The organism is Gordonia amarae NBRC 15530, from assembly GCF_000241345.1.
In the GTDB taxonomy this organism is placed as follows: domain Bacteria; phylum Actinomycetota; class Actinomycetes; order Mycobacteriales; family Mycobacteriaceae; genus Gordonia; species Gordonia amarae.
Genome location: NZ_BAED01000034.1, coordinates 68,067 through 88,839, shown reverse-complemented (window position 1 = coordinate 88,839; position 20,773 = coordinate 68,067). Strand labels below are relative to the sequence as shown.

The following is a 20,773-nucleotide window of genomic DNA, read 5'->3' as shown; positions in this document are numbered from 1 at the left end:
CGACTCAGATCCAGCCGCGTTCGCGGGCCACGCGGGCGGCCTCGGCGCGGGTCGCGGTGCCGGTCTTACCGATCGCCGACGACAGATGGTTGCGGACGGTGCCCGCCGATAGGTGCACCTGCGCTGCGATCTGCGCCACCGGTGCCCCCGACAACGCCGCCGTCAGCACCTCGCACTCGCGGGCGGTCAGCGGATTGTCGCCGCTGGTGAGGCTTTCGGTGGCCAAAGTCGGGTCGATCACCCGCAGCCCGGCGTGCACCCGGCGCACTGCGTCGGCCAGTTCGGCGGCCGGGGTGTCCTTCACGACGAACCCCGACACCCCGGCGTCGACGGCGCGGCGCAGATATCCGGGCCGCCCGAACGTGGTGACGACCAGCGACCGGATCCCCGGAGCCGCCGTATGCAATGCCGCGGCGGCCTCGATGCCGTCGCAACCGGGCATCTCGATGTCGAGCAGACACACATCCGCCGCCGCGTCCACGGCCGCGGCCACCACCTCGTCGCCACGTCCGACCTGTGCCACCACCTCCAGGTCCGGTTCCAGATCGAGCAGTGCGGCCAGGGCGCCGCGCACCAGCGCCTGGTCGTCGGCGAGCAGCAACCGGATCGTCATCTGTTCATCTCCGCCTTCAAAGTCGTTCCGTCCGTGACTGATTCGACGGTCAGGTGGCCACCGGCGGATGCCACGCGCTCGCGCAGGCCACCCAGGCCGTTGCCGAAGATGGCATCATTCAGGCCGGAACCGTTGTCGTGCACCGTGATCGATGTCGGTGTCAGGGTGATCTCGCATCGGGTGGCGCCGCTGTGCCGGACCACATTGGTCACCGCCTCGCGCAGCACCCACGCGAATACGTCGGGCACGTCGTCGGGCACGTCGTCGGGGTCGGGGATGGCGGCCTCGATGTCCGCGGCGCGCAGGGCCGTCGCGGCCGAGGCCAGCGTCGTCGGCATGTCGGGGGTGCGGAGTTGGCCGACGGTCGCGCGGACCTCGGAGAGTGCTTGGCGGGCCAGGGTGTTGATGTCGGTCATCTCCTCGCGGGCGCGGTCGGGATCGCGGTCGAGGAGTTTGCCCGCCAGCTCGGACTTCACGGTGATGACGGTGAGCGAATGCCCGAGGATGTCGTGTACGTCGCGGGCGAGACGTTCACGTTCGGCGACCACCGCCAGGCGTTCGTTGAGGCTGCGCCGGGCCTCCTCGGCCTCCTCCCGCTCCACCTCGCGGGCGCGCAGGAACCGGATGCCCAGCATGGTGAACGCGACGACCGTCATGATGATGGCGATGTTGGTGTCCGAGCCCCACCCGGCCCAGCCTGGGATCAGGAGGGTGGCCGCGAGCAGCACCGCGATGACCCCGACCGCCCAGGCGAGCGGAAGGGTGAATGCCGCCACCGCCATCAGGAATGGCCCGGTGCCGAGTGCGTTCTCGTGGATCGTCGGTGTGAGGGCGACGGTGATCGCGGTCAGCGATACCAGCGCGATCAGCCCCTCGCGGACGTGCCCAGGTGGCCCGGCCAGTGCGTGCACCGCGGTGATGGTGTACACCACCGCGAAGGCGACGAGCAGGACGAAACCGAGCACCTTGGCCGCGGCGGACACGTCGGCCGCGGCCAAGGACTGCATCGGGTAGGCGAGAAACACCAGCCAGATGGCGATGAACGCCCAGCGTAGATTACGCCAGGGCGCCCATCGGCCGGTCTTGCCGGATTTATCCGTGTTATCTGTTGTGCCTGCGGTCATCTCTATGCCGAGGGTATCGGTCACTGCCTGCGGGTGCTGCGGGTGTAGGTGTAGGCGGCGGCCGCGGTGAAGATGATCGCCCAGGCGATCGCGTTGATGATCGCCACTGTGAGGGAGACGTGTTCGTCGTAGGCGGTCATGCCGTGATCGAGCGGGTAGCGGGCGATGGTGACCACACCGAACATCGGGGTGAACTGCGAGACGGTGAGCATCGTGCCCTTGAGTGGCACGAACACGTTGCCGGCGAAGGCCAGCAGGGCGATACCGCCGCCCATCACCTGCATCGCGCCGTCGGAACGGAACAGGGCGCCCACGGTCAGGCCGAACGCGGCGAACACGGCCGAGCCGAGCCAGCCCAGCGCCAGGCAGCCGATCCACACCCCGATGGGTGCCTCCGCGCCGGTGACCAGGCCCGCGACCGCCAGCACGGCCATCGGCAGGGCGCCCATCGCCAGCGCCACGGCCACCTTGGTGGCCACGTAGCCCGTGGGCCGCAGCGTGGTCATCATCAGGGTGCGGGTCCAGCCCGACTCCTGCTCCATCGCCACGGACGCGGCGTTGGAGGCCGCGGCGATGATGGCGCCGTACACAGCCATGCCGACCAGGACGTAGAACGCGACGTTTCCGGATCCGACTGTGTCGGAGGACTTCTGCGTCGCACCGAAGACGAGGTACAGCACGGCCGGCATGATGACGGCGAAGACGAGGGCACGGCGGTTGCGCAGCACCCGGCGAAGATCGGTGCGCAGGAAGGTTGTTGACATTCCGAGGGGAAGCGCGGTGGTCATGGGGAATCCTTCTGGCTTGTGGGTCAGCGGGTTTCGGTTCTGGGATTGCGGGCGGTCAGTGCTCGGCGCGGGTGGCACCGGCGGTGAGGGTGAGGAAGGCGTCTTCGAGGTTGTGGCCGGCGATCTCCACCTCACGCGCCCGGGGGGTGTTGAACAGGGCCCGGGCCAGCACATCCGAATCGGGTGCCGCGAGATAGGTTCGCCCACCTCGTCGTTCGATGATCTCGACACCGGGAACGACCCTCGTGAGCTCGGTGAGGTCGGCGTCGTCGACGATCGCGGACACCACCCGGCGGCCGGCCATGTTGCGGATGTCGGCGGTGGGGCCGTCGGCGACGATGCGGCCACCGGCGATCAGCACGATCCGGTCGGCGAACGCGTCGGCCTCCTCCAGGTAATGGGTGGCGAACAGGACAGTGCGGCCGTTCGCGGCGTCGGCACGCATCGTCGACCAGAAGGCGCGGCGGGCGTCGACGTCCATGCCGGCGGTCGGCTCGTCGAGGACCAGCAGGTCGGGGTCGGGGAGGGTGGCGAGGGCGAACTTGATGCGCTGCTGTTCGCCGCCCGAGCAGCGGGACACCTTGCGTCCGGCGAGATCGGTGAGGCCGGTCGCATACATCACGGTGCCCACGTCGTCGAGCCGTCCGTGCAGCGAGGCGACGATCTCGACGGTCTCGGCGACCGTGAAGTCCGGGTGCAGCCCGCCGTTCTGCAGCACCGCCGCGATGCGCCCGTTGCTCGTGGCCTCGCGGGGGGAGGTGCCGTAGACGTGCACGGTGCCCGAGTCCGGGGTGGTCAGGCCCAGCAGCATGTCGAGCGTGGTGGTCTTGCCCGCGCCGTTGGGGCCGAGGAAGGCCACCACCTCGCCGGGGGCCACGGTCAGGCTGATGCCGTCGACCGCGTTGATCGTGGTGTTGCCGGGCCCGCGGAAGCTCTTGCGCAGCTCGGTCAGTGCGATTGCCGGTGTGTTGATCATGTCCACTACGTTGCCCGCCGCGGGCGCCGGGGACATAGAACGGATGTCAGCATTACGGCATGACATCTGTCATGCCCCAAACCGCACGAATACGCCCTGGCATCGCAATAATTGCGATGCCAGGGCGTATCGGTGGGGTTTCGGCCACGCGGGGCCGTGCGGATAGGGTTCAACCATGGTCAGCTTCAGTCAGATCCACCGGTCCGGGAGACACCTCGCGGTAGCGGCCGTGTTTGCCGGCGCGATGATCGTCGCCGGTTGCTCCGGTTCGGGCGACGACCAGCCGGGCACGACATCGCGGTCGGGTGCGGCGGCACCTTCGGGTACGGCGGTACCTCCGGGCAGCGGTTCGCGTGATCTCTCGGGCGGAGGAACCTGTTCGGCCGGTGAGGATATCGTCATCGCGACAGTCGGTGCGTCGCCGATCATCAGCGGCGACTGCGGCACCATCTCGGTTTCGGCGGACAAGGTGCGCGGCAACATCGAATCCGCCGCCGAGGTGACCATCAGCGGATCCGACGTCACGCTGCTCGGCGAGACGTGGGGCACAGTCACCATCGAAGGCGCGGGTTCGGGCACGAATGTCGATCGGATCGACCGGCTCACCCTGACCGCCGCCAACACCCGCGTCACCGGCACACATATCGGCACCGCCACCGTCGACGGTGATGGCGGCACGATCAACACCGACGGGATCGGCACGCTGACCCTCAACGGCGATCGATCCACGATCATCGTTGGCGGCGCGATCGACAGGCTGGAGGTGCACGGCAGCGCCAACACCGTCAACTGGAGCGAGGGTGCCCGGCGTCCGGCCACGGATACGGGGAAGAACAACACTTACACCCGGTGACGGTGCCGGTTCGCGGCACACCTGCCGGCGCCGGGCGCCACAGGGTGGTCGTGTCGCGACGGTGCGGGGACTGGCGGCGTCCGAGGTGCGTCGACGGCTACGACGCCGGCTGGATCTCGCTCTCGACGACCCACTTGTGGTTGGTCATCATCATGCCGCCGGCCTCGAAATCGACCATGTAGACGGTCTCGTCGGTGGAACTGTCGATGGTGGCCTTGGCACCCTTCATCCCCGTCATGTGGTCGGCGAGGAGGGTGACCTCGGCACCGTCGGCGAGTCGCTTGTCCCCGGCGTCCTTGAGTTCTTCCTGCACCACCCAGCGATGATCGGTGACGCGGGCACCGCCGTTGGTGGGGGTGTAGCTCACTGAGTAGGTGAAGGTGTGAAATGCCCCGGTGATGGTGGCCTTCACGCCCTTCATTCCCGGCATGTGATCGGCGTTCAGGGTCACCTCGCTGCCCATCGCGTATGTCGGGTTGGTTGCGCCCTGGATGCCCGCCGGTGCGGGACCGCCGTCGGCGGCGTGATCCATCCCCGAATGGTCCATCGGCATACTGGAGGTGCCGTGGTCGTGTGCGCCGGTGGTGGACTCCTTGTCGTCACCGGAGCAGCCGGTCAGGACGAGCGCACCGCCCACGATCCCCGCGGCCAGGACGGCCGTCAGACGCTGTCGCATGTGATTCTCCCATCGTCGTCGTCCCGGACCACTATACCCCCATGGGGTATCTGAGATCGATTCAGTTGATGATTCTCAGCGGTGCGCGGTACCGGTCGTCGCGGTATTGGTCGTAACGGAACGGTTCGGCCTGACCGGGAGCGCGAGGGAGGGTGTTGACGGGGGCCGACGGTGCTAGCGTGACAGAACGGCGTGTTGGTGGCCGGCCGCTTGCACGATCTGACCGATCGAGGTGAACACCGACGATGTGTCACCCAGTGGACCTTGACTATCCGATCCCGGTCGGTCGCGGTCGGCAACGCAAGCACCGACTCTCGTGACCGGCACGAAGGATTCAGTCATGCCTATCACCGACGCCAAAACGATGGCCAGGCGTCTGCGCGCCGACCTGTCGGCCGCCGGCGTGGAAGTGACGCACAGCCAGGCACTCGAACTCGTCGCGCACCAGCACGGGTACAAGGACTGGAATAGCATGGCGGCCGCGCCGATCGTCGCCGAACAACCACCGGCCGCACACAGCGCGATCCCGATCTTCCGGTTCTTCGACCTCACCCGGACCCTGGAGTTCTACGTGGACTTTCTGGGATTCACGGTCAACAGCAGGCATCGATTCGACAACCATTCGCCGGAATACCTCGAGGTTGAGCGTGAGGGAGTGCGCCTGCACCTGTCCGAGCACTACGGCGACGCGACTCCCGGAAGCGCCACGATCATCGACGTCGCCGATGCCGCGACGCTGCAACGGAACCTGGTGGCCCGCGAGTACCGGTTCGCGCGGCCAGGACTGGAAACCCAGCCCTGGGGCCTGACGATCACCATCCAGGACCCGGCGGGCAACCGGATCATCTTCCTCCAATCCCGCACGAGCAAGGCCGAGCGCGTCGAGGGACATGGCGCGCCGATCGTCAGCGAGATCACCGTGCCCGTCGACGCGGCGACGGCGTACGACGCGTTCATCGATATCGGCCGGTGGTGGGATCGGCGGCTCTCACCCGAGCCGGCCACCTTCGAGGGTGTCCACGTGGGAGCGGTGGGGGAGCCGGTACTGCTCATCCACCGCGACGCGCAGTACCCGATCGGTACGGTGACCCACGCCGAACGCGGTGTCAGGTACTCTCAAACATTCACTCTCGCTGTCGATTCCGAGTATCCGACCACGCTGTCGGCGGAGTTCGTCAAGGCAGGCGAGGCAACTTTGGTCAGGCTCTCGCACGGGGGCTGGACCGCCGGTAACGCCGCCGAACGTGCCAAGTTCACCGAATGGCCCGAGCTGCTGCGCCGTTACGCCGCAACGCTCCGGGACTGAGGACATCGGCAGCCGATCCCTGGCACACATCCGGTGCCCGGGGCCGGCGATATGCTTTCGGCAGATCCGGCATCGAATCTCAGGAGGCACGTCGATGGGCAGCGACGCACAGGCGGATCGGGAACCACCGGATACCGGCGGCGTCGAGGTGGTCGTCGTGCGCGATGCCTCGGCCTGGCGGTCCTGGCTCGATCAGAACGAGGACACCTCCGACGGCATTTGGCTGCTGCTGGCCAAGAAGGGCACCACCACACCCACGTCGCTCACCTACGCACAGGCGCTCGACGAGGCGTTGTGCAGCGGATGGATCGACGGCCAGTCCAAGTCGGTCGACGTCGCGACCTACCGGCAACGGTTCACGCCCCGGCGGCGGCGCAGCCTATGGTCGGCACGCAACGTGGGCAAGGCCGGCACGCTCATCGAGGAGGGCCGGATGCGTCCGCGTGGCGTCGCCGAAATCGAACGCGCCCAGGCCGACGGCCGATGGGACGCCGCCTACGCCGGTGCTGCCACCATCGAGGTACCCGACGACCTGGCCGCCGCCCTCGATGGAACAGCAGGCGCCCGCACAACATTCGACGCACTCAACGCCCAGAATCGATACGCGGTCCTGCACCGGGTGGTCACCGCGCAGAGTCCGCAGACCAGGCGCAACCGGATCGATCGCCTGGTCGCGATGCTCGCCCGCGGCGAAACCCCCTACCCCCAGTAGGAGATTCCAGCCGTGCGGGACGAAATGGATCCGCCGTTCAGTGTCCCAGGGGACGACTGGTGACCGGATACACCTGCAACCAGTGGGTGTCGCTGGAGCAGGCCTTCATATTCCGTTGCGGCACATACGCTGCCGCGGTGTTGCCGGGCGGATAGATACGGTAGCCGTCCGCGTCGACGACCTTGCAGAGATCGGCAAGCGGCCCGCCGTTGTCGCCGATGTTCACCGCCAGGAGCCCGGCGGTCACGGTTGCCCCCGGCGCGACCACCACCCGGGCGTGCGCCCAGTCATGCCGGTCCGCCGCCTGACCGATCTGGGTGCCGTTGCCGCCACCGACAACCGAAACACCCGGATAGCCGAACATCGAGCATGACTGTTGACCGGTGTTGGTGAACCCGATGAGGTAACCGATGTGACCGGCAGAGCCCTGATCAGGTGTCACCGACACCTGGAGATCGGCCGTCACACAGTCTTTCGCCGCTGTGTCGACGGCTGTTGTCGATGGTTGTGACACGGCCGGTGCGGTGGATGTCATCGACCGCGTCTGTGCCGGAGCCGGACTCGCGGCCGGAGCGGCAGAGGTATTCGCGGTGGAATCGGACGTACCCGACGAACACCCCGCGGCCAGCACCATCGATGCGGCCGAGGCCGCTACGAAACACCATCTCCGAACACCTGTGGTGACCATTTCGCCCAGCGTACCCGTCGACCGCGCGGCACGCCCGTGGCTGCCGCTGTCGATGGAACGAGTAAGAAGCATTGTGCCGCAGCATGTTCAAACACTCACCGCCGCACCGCGGCAGCTCAGCGTGATCGTGGGTCAGATCGGCCGCCCGCCGAGCTTTCCGATCGATGAGTGAATGTAGTCACCGGAACGGGTCCCGGCATCGACAACTCCTGCAAGGAGACCCTCGCATGACCGACCCCATCGCCTACCGAGTCAACGCCACCCGCGACGGCCCCTGGCGGATGCTCCACGTCCCCGCTCTCGACGACTATGTTGACGCCTGCGGCTCCCCTCGGTCAGACAGGCCTGTTCGGGCAAGAGGTTCCTGCGCCCAAACGTAACCAGGCCCAGTTGGACAAGCAGCGACGCGCCGACGCCGAGGCGCGTGCCCGCGCGGTTCGGGAGGCGAATGCGAACGCACCGGACACATCACCAGCGTGGGCCAAGGGCACGGCTCATGACCTCAACGAGGTTGCCCATGTCCCGGTGGCCACCGGGCAGCGTGAGAAGGACAATAAGGCTGAGCGCATCCGCAAGGTCAAGGCGCACGTCCAGGACGTCGCAGCCCAGAAGGGCATGAGCGAGGCCGACGTCTACAAGGCGCTACTGACCGGCCCCCACGCAGACATGACACCCGAATTCCGAGAGGCAGCCCGGGCCGCAGCAGGCGGCAGGTTCGATGCCTCGAAAGCGGAAACCCCCGAAGTCAAGGTCAAGCCCGGGCACTACCGGCCCGCCGGCCCGCATTTCCGCAACCTCAAGTCGGTCGCGACCATGTCGGACGAGGACATTCTCGATTACGCGGGACAGCTTCATGCCGCGACCAAGAGTGCCGACCGGGACATAGCAACCCGCGCCAAGGCCGACCTGCCGGTCGTGCGAGCCGAGATTGGACGTCGCCAGCAAGGACTTCGCCGCAATCCTCGTATCGCACAGAAGGACTGGACGACGATGCCCAGTCCGCCACCCGAGTCGAAGCCGAAGTCTCCAGGCCCCAGGTACAGCGGCAAAGCTCCGTCGGAGATGACCTCCGGGGAGCTACGCCGCGAGATCGAACTACTGGGAAAGCGAGTGCGCGGCAAGGAGCTTGACGACGACAGTCCGATCCTCGCCCGTTACTACGCACTGATGTCGGCGGCAAACCGTCGCCGCACCTCCTGAAAGGCATGACATTGGTTTTTTCAAGCGCAAGCTGAGTAGCAAGAACCGCTCGGCGATGAAGAAGGCTTCGTCTGGCGGTGGCGAGCGCAAGGTCCGCACCCCCGAGGGTGCCAAGCGCTACGGCGTTCCGATCGGCACCCCGATCTCCGAGGCGAAGAAGGTCAGCGCTGCGCGGAAGGCGGGCGAGTGGAAGGAAACCTCAGGGTCGAACAAGTCGGGCTCGCGGCGCGAGGGAGGTGGTCGACCCTCGAACTCACCGACGCCGAAGGGGACGCGAGCGTATCTGGGGAAAGTCGACGAGATACTCGCCCGTTCCGCCGGGGACCCCGAGGGCTGGAAGGCTCAGCCTCACGAGGCGGGGCAGCAAGCGCCCCTGACTGCCGCAGAGCGGCAGGCCCGCTCCGGCAAAGCTGCCAAGGACCGTCAAGACCTGGTCGACAGGGCCGACAAGTTCCGGGCCGAGAGAGCCGCCGCAAAACGGCAGGCCCGCTCCGACAAAGCGGCCAAGGCCCGGCAGGACCGGCGGGAGATGAAGGCTGACAGCAAGGAGGGCTATCTCCCCGACGGCGAAGAGCGCATCGCGCTAAGCGCCAAGGTGTGGAAGATGCGCCAGCAGTTCGAGCGCGAGAATGGCCGTCCGCCGACTCAGGCCGAGATTCGGAAGATGACTCGGCAAGCACAGTCGGGTAACTGATGCGCAAACCCCGCACGCTCTCCCCGAAGCACTCATCGGCGATGCGGAGAGCTGCGGGGCGCGAACCGTCCAGGGTGCAGACCCCTGAGGGCGAGAAGAAGTTCGGCCAGAAGATCGGCGAGATCATCCGGCCCGACGGCATGAAGCCGCGAGACGACCCGGCGACCAAGCCAGACGTCGCGGCCAAGGCCAAGAGCACCAAGGTCAAGCCGGTCGCCGCGCGCAATGGGTCGGCGCACATGGCCGACGTCGCCACCAAGGCGGTTGCGGCCCAGAAGGCGGGCCGGGTCAAGCGCGCAGCCCAGAAGGCAGGGCCGGTCGCGGCGGTGGCCGCGATGCCGAAGGCCGTCAATAGCGGTGGTGATAGGACGAATGACCACCAACCGATCCCAGACACTCCGCGACTGGGCAAGATTGACCTCGCTGCGGTTATGCGTGGCGACATGCCACTCGATGAAGCGGCGGAGAAGATGTCGGGCAAGTATGGGCCGTTCTGGGCACGGTTTAATACCCTGGGCGGTCCGGGGACGCCGATGATGCGGAAGGTGCCGTTCAATGCCTACACAGAGCGGGACGGGAGCGGGGTCAGAACCGCGTTCGGCTCACTAGGCTTCATGGACGTCAACGGCGATCTTGTCGTCGATGCCTCGATGTTGAATGTTGACGAGGACTATCGAAGGCAGGGATTCGGCGAGGCGCTACAGGCGCAGATGCTCGAGTTCTTCATCGCAAACGGCGTCGACCGAGTCGAGGTTATGGCGTCGATGGAGGACGGCGGCGCTCATTGGGCGCAGAATGGTGTGGATTTCGACGGCCGACCTGACCGACTAGGGCGCAGCGTAGCTGGACTGCTACCGAACATGGCGGCGGTTCGAGATAGTGTCACGAACCCGGTCTCGGAAGAGGGGAGGCGGGCGATTTACGAGATTGCGGACAGAATGCGCTTGGTCACCGACGCATCAGGCAATCCCGTTCTACATGCCGATTTTCCGACGCCGCGAGAGATCAGACGGCTCGCAACATCGGCAGAACCAGATTTGGGCGATCGGATTATGCGTGGCTCAACGTGGTACGGAGTCCTCAGCCTCCGGTGACCACGTGGCAAAATGGGCTCGATCAAGTCGGTCGAACTCGTCTTGTAACTCCTGCGGCCACAGGAATACCAGGGGCGGCAATCCGCCGTGCTCCTCCCGGAAGGAATCGAGGAATCGTCGCTCCTCCGCCAGTCGCTGTTCTCGCTTGTTTAACATGGAATCATCCTATCGTCAGGAGGGTGTTGTGACCTGGTCCAACCTTGACGACGACGCCAAGACCCTTCGCCTCAAGAGGTATTGGGCATTCGGGGAGGGTGCGCTCTAATGGAGGGCCAACCCGGAGCCGTGGACCACGCTCAACCGACTTCTGCGGTCTAAGGGTGTACCGAAGCACATGGTGGACGGCTTGACCACGAACATCATGACGATCGCCGGTGTCCGGCACTCTCGCACGGGAATCCGCCCCGAACACAAGAACGCCCTGCGCAAGGTATCCAAGCGCAGGGCGTCGTCTCAGTCGAACAGCCGCACTACCTGATACCCAGCCTCGGCGAGCTTGTCCAGGAAGTGGGCGGCGAAGTCGCCCCACGCCTGTTCCAGCTCGGCGTCGTCGGGACCCCGCCAGCCGCACCCGCAGTAGGCGACCGCGTCGCCGCCGGTGGTGCCTGCGAGGTGGTGTTCGGCCACGATGCCCGAAATGGCGGGCCTCACTCCTCCTCCACCCCCTCGATCGCTTCGGCCGCTTCTGTGAGCTGGTCGGATGTGATGGACAGCCTCATTGCAGTGCCCACTTTCCGAAGTCGGGGGAGTGGTGAAGGCCGTGCAGAGGGCGCTCGGGCACGCTAAGGCGAGCAAGACGCTGGACACCTACGCTGACCTGTTCGACCGACGACCTGGACCTGGTTGCCGTGGCGATGGACCGCAAGTTCCGGGGCCTGAATGAACTACTGCGGGACCACTGCGGGACATGCAGGCGGGAGAATGACGAAGCCCCAGGTCGCTAGTGCTCTGACCTGGGGTTTCTCGGTGGAGCTAAGGGGAATCGAACCCCTGACCTACTCGATGCGAACGAGTCGCGCTACCAACTGCGCCATAGCCCCGGGCGATCGCGAGCGATCGACCGTGTGTCACTCTAGCAGCCTCACCGGGAGTCTTTCCAAACCGGCCGGGTCGGGGGCCTGCGCACGATAGAACCACGGTATGAGGCTGCGGTTGTCGGTGATGGTGGTGTCGGTGATGCTGGCCGGGCTGGTGTGCAGGGCGCCGGCTGCGGAGGCGGCGGTGCCGTCGCTCGGGCCGGACTTCCAGTTCGGGGTGGCGCAGGCCGGTTTCCAGTCCGAGGGGTACAACAGGGATTCGAACTGGGTGCGGTACGGCGACGAGGGCAAGGTGGAGCAGAAGGTCGGCAACAGCGTCGACTTCTATCACCGGTACGCCCAGGACATCGCCCGGGCCAAGTCGCTGGGGGTGGGCATCTACCGCACCAGCGTCGAATGGTCGCGGGTGCAGCCGTCGCCGGGGCGGTACGACGAGGCCGGCTGGACGTTCTACGACCGGGTGGTGCGGGCGATCGTCGACGCCGGGATGCGGCCGATGATCACGCTCAATCACTGGGTCCACCCCGGCTGGGAGGTGGACAGGGGCGGCTGGAATCGGCCCGGGATGGCCGACGACATGGTGGCCTTCGGCAAACGGGTTGTGGACCGCTACCAGTGGGCCGATCCGCTGTGGATCACCTTCAACGAACCCACCGAATACGTTCGGCGGGAGCTCATGTACGGCGCCACCCGCCCGCAGAACGCGATGCGGATGGTCGACGGCATCATCGACTCCCACCGGCGGCTCTACCGCTACATCCATTCAGTGCAGAAGAACGCACAGGTGTCTTCGAACATCGCCTATTTCCCGGTGCCCGGCCTCGGTAATTGGCTCGAAGGACTGTTCCCCGAACGGCTTCGGGGCAGCATGGATTTCATCGGCGTCGACAACTACTACTCGGTGTCGGCGACCGACCTGAGCACCACCAATGCGATCACCGGTGACCTGTGGAAGGCCACCCAGGCCCCCGAGAGCATCTACTACGTGTTGCGTCATCTGGCGCAGCGCTATCCGGGCACACCGATCCGCATCATCGAGGCCGGAATGGCGGGCTCCCCGAGTGGGGTGCGGCCGGACGGTTACCGGCGCGGAGATCACCTGCGCGACACCGTCTACTGGATTCAGCGCGCCAAACAGGACGGCATCAACGTGGTGTCGTTCAACTATTGGAGCATCACCGACAACTATGAATGGGGCGACTACCGTCCCCGGTTCGGTCTGTATTCGGTTGATGTACAACATGATCCGACGCTGACCCGGCGGCCCACCGATGCCGTAGCAGCGTACCGCGAGATCACCAGGGCGCATGGCGTTCGTGCCGGTTACCGTCCCACGCGGCTGCCGGTGCCCTGCTCGCTGGTGTCGGTTCCCGACAGTTGTACCCACCCGGCGGTGGTCCGCTGACGTCGGGTAGCCGGCAAACCGTTGGACAACATAATCTTCCGGACCTGGCAGGAGTTGTCAGGCGACCCCGGCGGCGCGCAGGGCGGCGGTGGTGACGGCGGCGATCAGCACGATCGCCACCAGCGGAGGCTTGAAGAATGCTGCCACCACACCCGCCCCGACTCCGAGCGGTCGCGCCCAGCCGGTGAAATCGCCGTCGGCGTACAGTGCTCCGGTCACGGCGACCGCGACCAGCAGGACCACGGCGCCGCGATCGAGCACCCGCCGCGTGCCGTCGGACAACCGGATCCGGGACTGCAGCAGGGGACCGGCCAGCCGGAGAAGATAGGTGCCGACGGCCAGTACCGCCACACCGATCAGGACAGAGGTCACCGTGCGGCCTCCTGCAACTCCGGAACATCCTGCACGACTGCGTTATCCGTACCCCGAACCCGTCGCCACAGCTCGACGACGGCGACGCCGATCAGCGATACGACGATCGGCACTCCTGCCGGCAGGACGGAGGTCGTCGCCACCGCCGCACCGGCACCGAGGATCCCCGCCCACCGCGTCTGCGGATCGCGCAACGACGGAATCGCCAGCGCCAGGAGCAGAGCGGGGAACGCGGCGTCGAGTCCGAGGGACTGCGGATCGGCGACGAGCCGGCCGAGTCCGCTGCCGAGCAGCGCACCGAGAGGCCAACTGAGCAACACCCCGATACCGCACATCACATACGCCGCACGGGCTTTCGCCGGCGTGGTCTGGGCGGCGCTGAGCGCCACGGTCTCGTCGTTGAGGAGGTGTGCGGCAGGGAACATGCGCCGGCCGCGAGGCAGGTACCGTCCGACGGCCAGTCCGTAGCCGAGGGATCGGGTGTTCACCAGGATTCCGGCCAGCGCCGCGAGCAGGGGGGCGCCACCGGCGGCGACGATGCCGATGAACAGGAATTCCGACGACCCACCGAGCACTGTGGCCGAGATCAGCACGGTCAGCCACACCGGGAAGCCGCCCTCGTGTGCGCTGACCCCGTACGACATCCCGATGATCACCATCGATGCGCAGATGACCAGAATTGTGCGCCGGTCTCCCGCAGTCAATGTTCGCCATAATGAACGCATGGACACTATAGTGGACCCATGGACGCAATCCGTCAAGATGAACGATCGTCCTGTATATCGAACGATGCGCGCCGGGTTCGGGCTGGTCCACGACCACCGGCGGCTGTGGCTCTCAGCATGGTCATGGCCGCCGCGGTTCTCGTCGGGTGCTCCCCGCGCACGACCGGAACGGCACCGTCCTCCATGGAAGGATCGGCGCCCGCAGCGGGTTCGGAGCGGAGCCTCACGCCGACCGGCTGGCATCTGACTCCGGCTTCTCTCGGCATCGCGACGATCCGGGATCGTGTGGAGAATCGGGTCCGGTTCCTCGACACGCTGCCCGGCTCGCTGCTCTTGCAGACGTCGGACGACGACGACAACGACATGATCTTCTCCATCGACAGGCGCGACGGCCGCATTGGCTGGAAGCGCCGTGACGTGCGCGACTGCTTCTTCGAGAGGGCCGACCGGATCTGGTGTACCCCCGCCGACACCGAGGCAGGCTCGGTTGCCGATACCGGCCGTGTGATCCTCGACCGGGACGGCGAAACGATGAGCAGGCTCGACCGCGGCCGGTCCACCACGATCCGGTCGGCGCTCGCCCGGCAACGCGGCGACATCACCGAACCTCCGACCGTCTCCAGCACCGTGAACGCCGAAGGCCTCTACGGATCGTCGGCGGCGTTCAGCTGGGAGGTCCGCAGCCGCGAAACCGGCCGGATCATCGCGCGGGAGGAGGTCGAGCACCCGGACAACCGCTGGTTTGCCGGTGCGACAAGCTATCTGGCGGGCTTTGCCACCAGCATCAACCAGCGCGACACCAGCCGCGCGACGACCGTCCTGCACGATAACTCCGGGCGGGTGCTCGGCGCGGTCGGCGGAATGAGCCCGAGTTCTGCGGGGCCGACAGCGCGTACATGTCTGTTGCCCGTCCTGGATACCCCGACAGGCTGGGCGCTGATAGACCCGCACTCCGGGCGGGTACTGTACAGCTCCCGCCGGACCCTGTTCGGCCCGTCGTGCGGCACCGACTATCTGGTCACCGGATCGGTGTTCGTCGACGCCGACGGCCGTGCCCGTGAACTGCCTATCGAAGCCCACAAATGGGAACAGTGGCAGGTCGGCGTGATCGCGAACACGCGAATCATCGCGATCCGCGAGCCCGGCCGGATTCGCTTTCTGCGGCGGTCCGACCTCCGCCAGTTCGGACAGCACCCGCTGCCCACCGGTGCGACGCCCCTCTACGCCGACGAGAACGCGATACTGATGCTCAGTCGGGACGGAGTCGAATCCATCAGTCTGAGAACATCGCCATGAACGTGCGGCCACTACGATGACCTCCATGGATGAGCTCCGCCAGGATGAACGATCGTCCGGGATGTCGGGCAATGGTGTGCCGGACGAGCGTGCGCGGGTCAACCCGAAGCAACTGGTCGCCGCGGCCCTCAGACGCGAGCGCACCCGGGCCGGCCTGTCCATCGCCGAACTCGCCCGCCGGGCGGGTATCGGGAAATCGACGCTGTCGCAGCTCGAATCGGGCGAGGGCAATCCCAGTGTGGAAACCCTGTGGTCGTTGAGTAATGCTCTGGGAGTTCAGTTTTCGGATCTGCTCGACAGTCCGTCCCGTCCCGTTGAGGTGATCCGGTTCGGGGACGGACCCGTGATCGCGGCGGCCACCGCCGAATACACGACGACGCTGCTGTCGCCGGCACCGCCGCATTCGCGCCGCGACATGTACCTGATCCGGGCCGAACCGGGGGTGCCCAAGGTGTCGGCGCCGCATGTCCGGGGCGCCGTCGAGCATGTGGTGATCAGCGCCGGGTCGGCGCGGCTCGGACCCGTCGGCGCGGCCGTCGAACTGCGCGCGGGCGACTTCGTCACCTATCCCGGCGACGTCGAGCACGTCTTCGAGGCGCTGGAGCCGGGTACCGTCGCGGTGATGATCACCGAGGTGTCGTGAGTCCCACCTGGCGCCGGTAGTGGGCGACGTCACCCCGAAAAGAATTGGCCCTGTGGTTACCGGCGGGTAGTGTCGAGGGAAGTGTCCGCACCACGGTGCGACAACGCGTCGTAGAACGCTTCGTTGCGGGTGATCCACCCGCCAGCAGACTTTCGTACGGCGAACGAGCTCGCAAGCCCGCGTGTTCGCCCATTGACATCCTCCGCCCATGGTGGCGTCGCAGGCATGTCCAGATCGTGAAAGCACACATCAGTGACCACAACATTCGAGTCCCTCGGCGTGCCCGCAAGTCTTGTGAAAGTGCTTGCGGCAGAGGGTAAGACCGAAGCATTTGAAATCCAGGCCGCGACCCTGGCCGACACCCTCGCCGGCGGCGACGTGCTCGGCCGTGGCAAGACCGGCTCCGGCAAGACCCTCGCCTTCTCCATTCCCATGGTCGCCCGCCTCGCGCAGGCCAAGGCCGACGGCGAGATCCGTCGCGCACCCGGCGCCCCGACCGGCCTGGTCCTGGCCCCGACCCGCGAACTGGCCACCCAGATCGCCGCCACCCTCAGCCCGCTGGCACAGACCTCCAACCTCGTGGTCACCACCGTGTTCGGAGGCGTCAAGCAGGGCCGCCAGGTAGAGGCGTTCCGCCGCGGCGTCGACATCGTAGTGGCCTGCCCCGGACGCCTCGAAGACCTGATGAGTCAGGGCATCGTCCGGCTCGACAAGGTGCGGGTCACCGTCCTCGACGAGGCCGACCACATGGCCGACCTGGGCTTCCTGCCCGGCGTCACCCGCATCATGAAGGCCACCCCCGCCGACGGCCAGCGGCTGCTGTTCTCGGCGACCCTCGACAACGGTGTCGACGTGCTGGCCCGCAAGTTCCTGCATTCGCCCACCCTGCATTCGGTGGACGAGGCGTCCTCGCCCGTCCCGGCGATGACCCACCACGTGTTCGAGGTGGCCCCCGACCGCAAGAACGATCTCGTCGCCGAACTGGCCTCCGGGAGCGGCCGGCGGATCCTGTTCACCCGCACCAAACATCAGGCCCGCAAGTGGGCCAAGAAGCTGACCTCCGACGGTATTCCGGCGGTCGACCTGCACGGCAATCTGTCGCAGCCGCAACGTGACCGGAACCTGTCGGCGTTCGCCGACGGCAGCGTCCGGGTGCTGGTGGCCACCGACGTGGCCGCACGTGGTGTGCACGTGGACGGCATCGAACTCGTCGTGCACGTCGACCCGCCCGCCGAACACAAGGCGTACCTGCATCGTTCGGGCCGCACCGCCCGCGCCGGGAGCTCCGGCGACGTCGTCACCGTATGCCTGCCCGAGCAGCGCCGCGACGTGGCGCAGTTGCTGCGCAAGGCCAAGATCTCGGTGCGCCCGCAGCAGGCCGACGCCCGCAGTGAGGCCGTCGACGAACTGGTCGGCGAACGCGCTCCCCGCGTGAAACCGCAACCGGTGCAGCAGAGTGGCACCACCTCACAGAACAAGGGCACCTCGCGGCCCGGTCAGTCCTCGCGCCGCGGTGGCACCGGCGGGCAGCGTGGCGGCGCTCAACGCGGCGGGGCACAGCAGAGCAGCACTCGGCGCGGTGGCGCCGAGGGTGGCACCAGGGGCGAATCGCGCCGCGGTACCGGACACACCGGGGAATCGCGCGGCGGCAGCACCCGGGGTGCGGGTGCCCGCGGCGGAAACACCCGGACGGGTTCGTCCCGCGGCGGCGCCTCCCGAACCGGGCGCGGCGTGGCATCCCGGAACGGCTAGGACAACCTAGGGCGTGGCCTGGGTGCGGAACTTGGCGGGCATCGATCGCAGCAGCCACGGCCGCGGGCCCCAGGCCACGGCGCGGCCGGTGAGCACCGCCCGCGTCGGCGAGTACCGGTTATAGGACATCAGCAGCGCGGTCACCGGATCGATCCGCATGTGCGCGTCGACGGGCCGCGGCTCGCCCGGATTGACGGCCAGTTTCCCGTCGGTGAACTCGTACAGATACCGCTCGTCGGTGCCGCGCAGCCGGATCTCGTAGGTGGCCGTGTGGCCGCTGCACGCCTCGGTGTCGAGCCAGCGCGGCAGCACCTGGTGGCGGCCACGCGCGACCAGCGGAACCGAATCCGGAGGGATGCTCCACGGCAGCCTGAGGGTGCGCGCGATGTCGTGGCCGCGGATCAGCAGCTCACCGATCAGGATGCCCAGCGCGGCATCGCTACGCACCTTGGACCCGTCGGAGAGCACCGCACACGCCACCTGTGCGCTCATGTTCTTCACCGTGTCGAGCAGGATGTCGAGATCGGTGCGGAGCTGGTCGACGCAGGCGCCGACGTGGCGGGCCCGGATCGTGTCGATCCCCCCGACCCCGTTCGTCGGCATGTCCTCGGGGTCACCCGACCACGATCGGGCGTCGGTGGCCAGGGCCAGCAACCAGGACGGGGTGCGCGAGACCTGGCTGACGCATTCGCACACGCTGAGCGCGGGATTGACGGTCAGCGGCACATCGGGGTCGGGCAGTGACGCCGTCAGGGCGAGGAACTGATCGCAGGCGTTGCGGGCGGCATCGATGTAGTCGAGCCGTGAGAACATCGTGCTCACCGGTGCCGGTCACCTCCCTCTACCCGGACGGACACCCGACCAACGTTAGAAGCCCGCCGGCGGTTCTGCGAGCAGAGACGGATACCTGATGTGTCTTCGTGACCATCCGGGCTCCCGGCGCCCTGAGACAATGGAGCGATGGAGAAGATTCTCGTCGTTGTCGTAGGGATTCTCGTCGTGGCCCTGGCACAGGAGATCGGTCCCCGCATCCGGATATCCCCGCCCCTGATCCTGGTGGTGACCGGTGCGATCGTCGGCATCCTGCCGATGGTCCCCGAGATCGAACTCGACCCCGAATGGATTCTCGTCGGCGTGCTGCCGCCGCTGCTGTACTCGGCGGCCGTGTCGATGCCCGCGATGGACTTCCGCCGCGAACTCGGCACCATCAGCGCGTTGTCATTCTTGCTGGTCCTGGTCAGTGCCGTCGCCCTGGGCTTCTTCTTCACCTGGCTGATCCCCGAACTCGACATCGCCACCGGCATCGCCCTCGGCGCCATCGTCAGCCCCACCGACGCGGTCGCCACCTCGATCGCCAAACGGGTGGGCGCGCCGAGCCGGGTCATCGCCGTTCTCGAGGGTGAGAGCATGCTCAACGATGCGAGCGCGCTGGTGCTGCTGCGGGCGGCCGTCGCGGCCACCGCGTCGTCGATCTCGTTCGCGGGGGTGGCGGCGAACTTCGTGTACGCGGTGCTCGCGGCGGTGGTCGTCGGCGGTGTCGTCGGCGTGGTGAACCTGCGTGTGGGCTCCCTGGTCCGTAATGCGACGGTCAACACGGCGATCTCATTCACCGTGCCGTTCCTGGCCTACCTGCCCGCGGAGGAACTGGGCGCCTCCGGTCTGGTCGCGGCCGTCACCGCCGGTCTGGTCACCGGCACCGGCGCCGTCAAATACCTCACTCCGCAGCACCGCTTCTCCGATCGCCAGAACTGGCGGACCATCGAGCTGATCCTCGAGGGCGGGGTGTTCCTGGTGATGGGGCTGGAGCTGTACGGACTGGTCCGCGACGCGCAGCGCGACCACACCGGTGTCCTGGCGGCCATAGGGATCGGCGTCGCCGCCCTGCTGGTGATCACGGCGATCCGCGCGATGTATGTCGTGCCATTGGTGTGGCTGCTCAAACGCAAGGCCAGACGACGGTCCGGGCAACGGGAGATCCTCGCCGACGCGAGCGAGGCGGTGCATGCCCGCAGGCTGGAGTTCGGCAATGCCGAACGGAGCAGGAAAACCGCACCGGGCGTGCGGCGGCGGTTGCGCCGCAGGCGCCTGGATGGACTCGGCGAGGCCGACCTGAGCAACGTCTCGGCCGACACCGCCGCGCTGTACGACTCGCGACTGACGCGGCGGCTCGCCGACATCGACTACGTGCTGGCGGCACCGATGGGCAAGGCCGAGGCCACCATCATCATCTGGGCCGGGATGCGCGGCGTGGTCACCCTCGCCGCGGCGCAGACCCTGCCGGCCGACACCCAGGCACGCCCGATGCTGGTGCTCATCGCCTTCGTGGTGGCCGCGCTGTCGTTGCTCATCCAGGGCGGATCGCTGCCGCTGCTCATCAAGCGGCTCACGCTGCGGGACATGTCGCAGAACCGGGCCGCGGGCCGGGCCAGGCTGCGCCGCGAGATGGGCGTCGCGGCGAGCAGGGTGATCGCCGAGTCGCCGGCGGTGCGCGAATCACCCGCCCTGCGGGCCCGGGTCGTGCAGTGGACGCAACGCGCCGACGAGCAGAAGCAGGCCGACGACGAGGACGACGACACCCGGATGTCGCCGGCGCAGGTCGGCGCCGAATACACCCGGATCCGCCGCGCGATCATCGCCGCGCAACGCGAGATCCTGCTGCGGCATCGCGAATCCGGCGTCTACAGTTCGGGTCTGCTCACCCGGGAACTCGCCCAGCTCGATGCCGAGGAGATCAGCCTGGATATGCGCGCCGCCGAGTGAACGGCTATTTTCCGTGGGAGGCGAAGGGCAGCAATGCCATCGGGTCTCCTGGAGCGAGA

At 67.3% G+C, this 20,773-nt stretch carries 22 protein-coding genes and 1 tRNA gene; 12 read left to right on the top strand and 11 right to left on the bottom strand.

All coding sequences use genetic code 11. The features are described from left to right. Positions 1-4 precede the first annotated feature (4 nt). The 4 genes from GOAMR_RS09890 to GOAMR_RS09875 are packed head-to-tail and all read right to left on the bottom strand — an operon-like array spanning position 5 to position 3,501. Positions 5-613: a response regulator transcription factor gene (locus GOAMR_RS09890; RefSeq protein WP_005186469.1), complete on the bottom strand. Its 609-nt coding sequence runs from the start codon at positions 611-613 to the stop codon at positions 5-7. Then, complete coding sequence (locus tag GOAMR_RS09885) at positions 610-1,737, bottom strand: sensor histidine kinase (protein ID WP_005186466.1); 1,128 nt, start codon at positions 1,735-1,737, stop codon at positions 610-612. Before GOAMR_RS09885 ends, GOAMR_RS09890 begins: the two co-directional genes overlap by 4 nt. Positions 1,738-1,757: 20 nt before the next feature. Beyond that, positions 1,758-2,525 (bottom strand): ABC transporter permease, encoded by a 768-nt coding sequence (locus GOAMR_RS09880; RefSeq protein WP_040514865.1) that lies wholly within the window; start codon positions 2,523-2,525, stop codon positions 1,758-1,760. A gap of 55 nt (positions 2,526-2,580) precedes the next feature. Then, positions 2,581-3,501 (bottom strand): ABC transporter ATP-binding protein, encoded by a 921-nt coding sequence (locus tag GOAMR_RS09875; protein WP_005186459.1) that lies wholly within the window; start codon positions 3,499-3,501, stop codon positions 2,581-2,583. A gap of 175 nt (positions 3,502-3,676) precedes the next feature. Here GOAMR_RS09875 and GOAMR_RS09870 point away from each other — a divergent pair, with 175 nt between their 5' ends. Next, positions 3,677-4,354, top strand: coding sequence for a DUF3060 domain-containing protein (locus tag GOAMR_RS09870; protein WP_005186456.1), 678 nt, complete (start codon positions 3,677-3,679; stop codon positions 4,352-4,354). 97 nt (positions 4,355-4,451) lie between these two features. Here the strand turns inward: GOAMR_RS09870 and GOAMR_RS09865 are convergent, their stop codons facing one another. After that, complete coding sequence (locus tag GOAMR_RS09865; protein WP_005186452.1) at positions 4,452-5,030, bottom strand: YdhK family protein; 579 nt, start codon at positions 5,028-5,030, stop codon at positions 4,452-4,454. A 340-nt stretch (positions 5,031-5,370) separates the two neighbouring features. On the opposite strand from GOAMR_RS09865, the gene GOAMR_RS23610 reads away from it, so the two are divergent. Then, positions 5,371-6,336, top strand: a complete 966-nt coding sequence (locus tag GOAMR_RS23610) for a glyoxalase superfamily protein (protein WP_005186451.1) — start codon at positions 5,371-5,373, stop codon at positions 6,334-6,336. Between the two features lie 94 nt (positions 6,337-6,430). Beyond that, a complete protein-coding gene (locus GOAMR_RS09855; protein ID WP_005186449.1) occupies positions 6,431-7,048 on the top strand; it encodes a YdeI/OmpD-associated family protein in 618 nt (205 codons plus the stop codon). A 37-nt stretch (positions 7,049-7,085) separates the two neighbouring features. On the opposite strand, the gene GOAMR_RS09850 is transcribed toward GOAMR_RS09855, so the two are convergent. After that, positions 7,086-7,514, bottom strand: coding sequence for a DUF4232 domain-containing protein (locus tag GOAMR_RS09850; RefSeq protein WP_005186448.1), 429 nt, complete (start codon positions 7,512-7,514; stop codon positions 7,086-7,088). A 58-nt stretch (positions 7,515-7,572) separates the two neighbouring features. On the opposite strand from GOAMR_RS09850, the gene GOAMR_RS09845 reads away from it, so the two are divergent. The 4 genes from GOAMR_RS09845 (at position 7,573) to GOAMR_RS09830 (ending at position 10,724) form a co-directional block, all read left to right on the top strand. Further along, entirely contained in the window at positions 7,573-7,908 is a 336-nt protein-coding gene (locus GOAMR_RS09845; RefSeq protein ID WP_138943660.1) for a hypothetical protein, read from the top strand. Positions 7,909-8,126: 218 nt separating this feature from the next. Further along, positions 8,127-8,936 (top strand): hypothetical protein, encoded by an 810-nt coding sequence (locus GOAMR_RS09840; protein WP_138943659.1) that lies wholly within the window; start codon positions 8,127-8,129, stop codon positions 8,934-8,936. A gap of 55 nt (positions 8,937-8,991) precedes the next feature. Next, the gene (locus tag GOAMR_RS09835) at positions 8,992-9,630 is read left to right on the top strand and encodes a hypothetical protein (RefSeq protein ID WP_005186440.1); all 639 of its coding nucleotides are present in this window, start codon (positions 8,992-8,994) and stop codon (positions 9,628-9,630) included. Positions 9,631-9,704: 74 nt separating this feature from the next. Continuing rightward, entirely contained in the window at positions 9,705-10,724 is a 1,020-nt protein-coding gene (locus GOAMR_RS09830) for a GNAT family N-acetyltransferase (protein ID WP_040514861.1), read from the top strand. 453 nt (positions 10,725-11,177) lie between these two features. On the opposite strand, the gene GOAMR_RS09825 is transcribed toward GOAMR_RS09830, so the two are convergent. Both GOAMR_RS09825 and GOAMR_RS09820 read right to left on the bottom strand, forming a co-directional pair. Continuing rightward, positions 11,178-11,375 carry a hypothetical protein gene (locus tag GOAMR_RS09825; protein ID WP_005186429.1) on the bottom strand — a complete coding sequence of 66 codons (198 nt, stop codon included), beginning with the start codon at positions 11,373-11,375 and terminating at the stop codon, positions 11,178-11,180. Between the two features lie 316 nt (positions 11,376-11,691). After that, positions 11,692-11,764 (bottom strand) — tRNA-Ala (locus GOAMR_RS09820). Between the two features lie 121 nt (positions 11,765-11,885). On the opposite strand from GOAMR_RS09820, the gene GOAMR_RS09815 reads away from it, so the two are divergent. Beyond that, positions 11,886-13,166 (top strand): family 1 glycosylhydrolase, encoded by a 1,281-nt coding sequence (locus GOAMR_RS09815; RefSeq protein ID WP_373278773.1) that lies wholly within the window; start codon positions 11,886-11,888, stop codon positions 13,164-13,166. 57 nt (positions 13,167-13,223) lie between these two features. Here GOAMR_RS09815 and GOAMR_RS09810 read toward each other — a convergent pair whose 3' ends face one another. Both GOAMR_RS09810 and GOAMR_RS09805 read right to left on the bottom strand, forming a co-directional pair. Continuing rightward, positions 13,224-13,538 carry an AzlD domain-containing protein gene (locus tag GOAMR_RS09810; RefSeq protein ID WP_005186424.1) on the bottom strand — a complete coding sequence of 105 codons (315 nt, stop codon included), beginning with the start codon at positions 13,536-13,538 and terminating at the stop codon, positions 13,224-13,226. Beyond that, positions 13,535-14,242, bottom strand: a complete 708-nt coding sequence (locus GOAMR_RS09805; RefSeq protein WP_244427370.1) for an AzlC family ABC transporter permease — start codon at positions 14,240-14,242, stop codon at positions 13,535-13,537. The genes GOAMR_RS09810 and GOAMR_RS09805 overlap by 4 nt, the downstream gene beginning before the upstream one ends. A 144-nt stretch (positions 14,243-14,386) precedes the next feature. Between GOAMR_RS09805 and GOAMR_RS09800 the strand changes: the two genes are divergently transcribed. The 3 genes from GOAMR_RS09800 (at position 14,387) to GOAMR_RS09790 (ending at position 17,954) form a co-directional block, all read left to right on the top strand. Continuing rightward, positions 14,387-15,559, top strand: coding sequence for a hypothetical protein (locus tag GOAMR_RS09800; protein WP_170319140.1), 1,173 nt, complete (start codon positions 14,387-14,389; stop codon positions 15,557-15,559). A gap of 61 nt (positions 15,560-15,620) precedes the next feature. After that, positions 15,621-16,202, top strand: a complete 582-nt coding sequence (locus tag GOAMR_RS09795) for a helix-turn-helix domain-containing protein (protein WP_005186417.1) — start codon at positions 15,621-15,623, stop codon at positions 16,200-16,202. 252 nt (positions 16,203-16,454) lie between these two features. Then, entirely contained in the window at positions 16,455-17,954 is a 1,500-nt protein-coding gene (locus GOAMR_RS09790; RefSeq protein ID WP_005186413.1) for a DEAD/DEAH box helicase, read from the top strand. Between the two features lie 6 nt (positions 17,955-17,960). On the opposite strand, the gene GOAMR_RS09785 is transcribed toward GOAMR_RS09790, so the two are convergent. Beyond that, a complete protein-coding gene (locus tag GOAMR_RS09785) occupies positions 17,961-18,776 on the bottom strand; it encodes a hypothetical protein (protein ID WP_005186409.1) in 816 nt (271 codons plus the stop codon). A 138-nt stretch (positions 18,777-18,914) separates the two neighbouring features. Between GOAMR_RS09785 and GOAMR_RS09780 the strand changes: the two genes are divergently transcribed. Then, positions 18,915-20,714 carry a cation:proton antiporter gene (locus tag GOAMR_RS09780; RefSeq protein ID WP_005186406.1) on the top strand — a complete coding sequence of 600 codons (1,800 nt, stop codon included), beginning with the start codon at positions 18,915-18,917 and terminating at the stop codon, positions 20,712-20,714. Positions 20,715-20,773 lie beyond the last annotated feature (59 nt).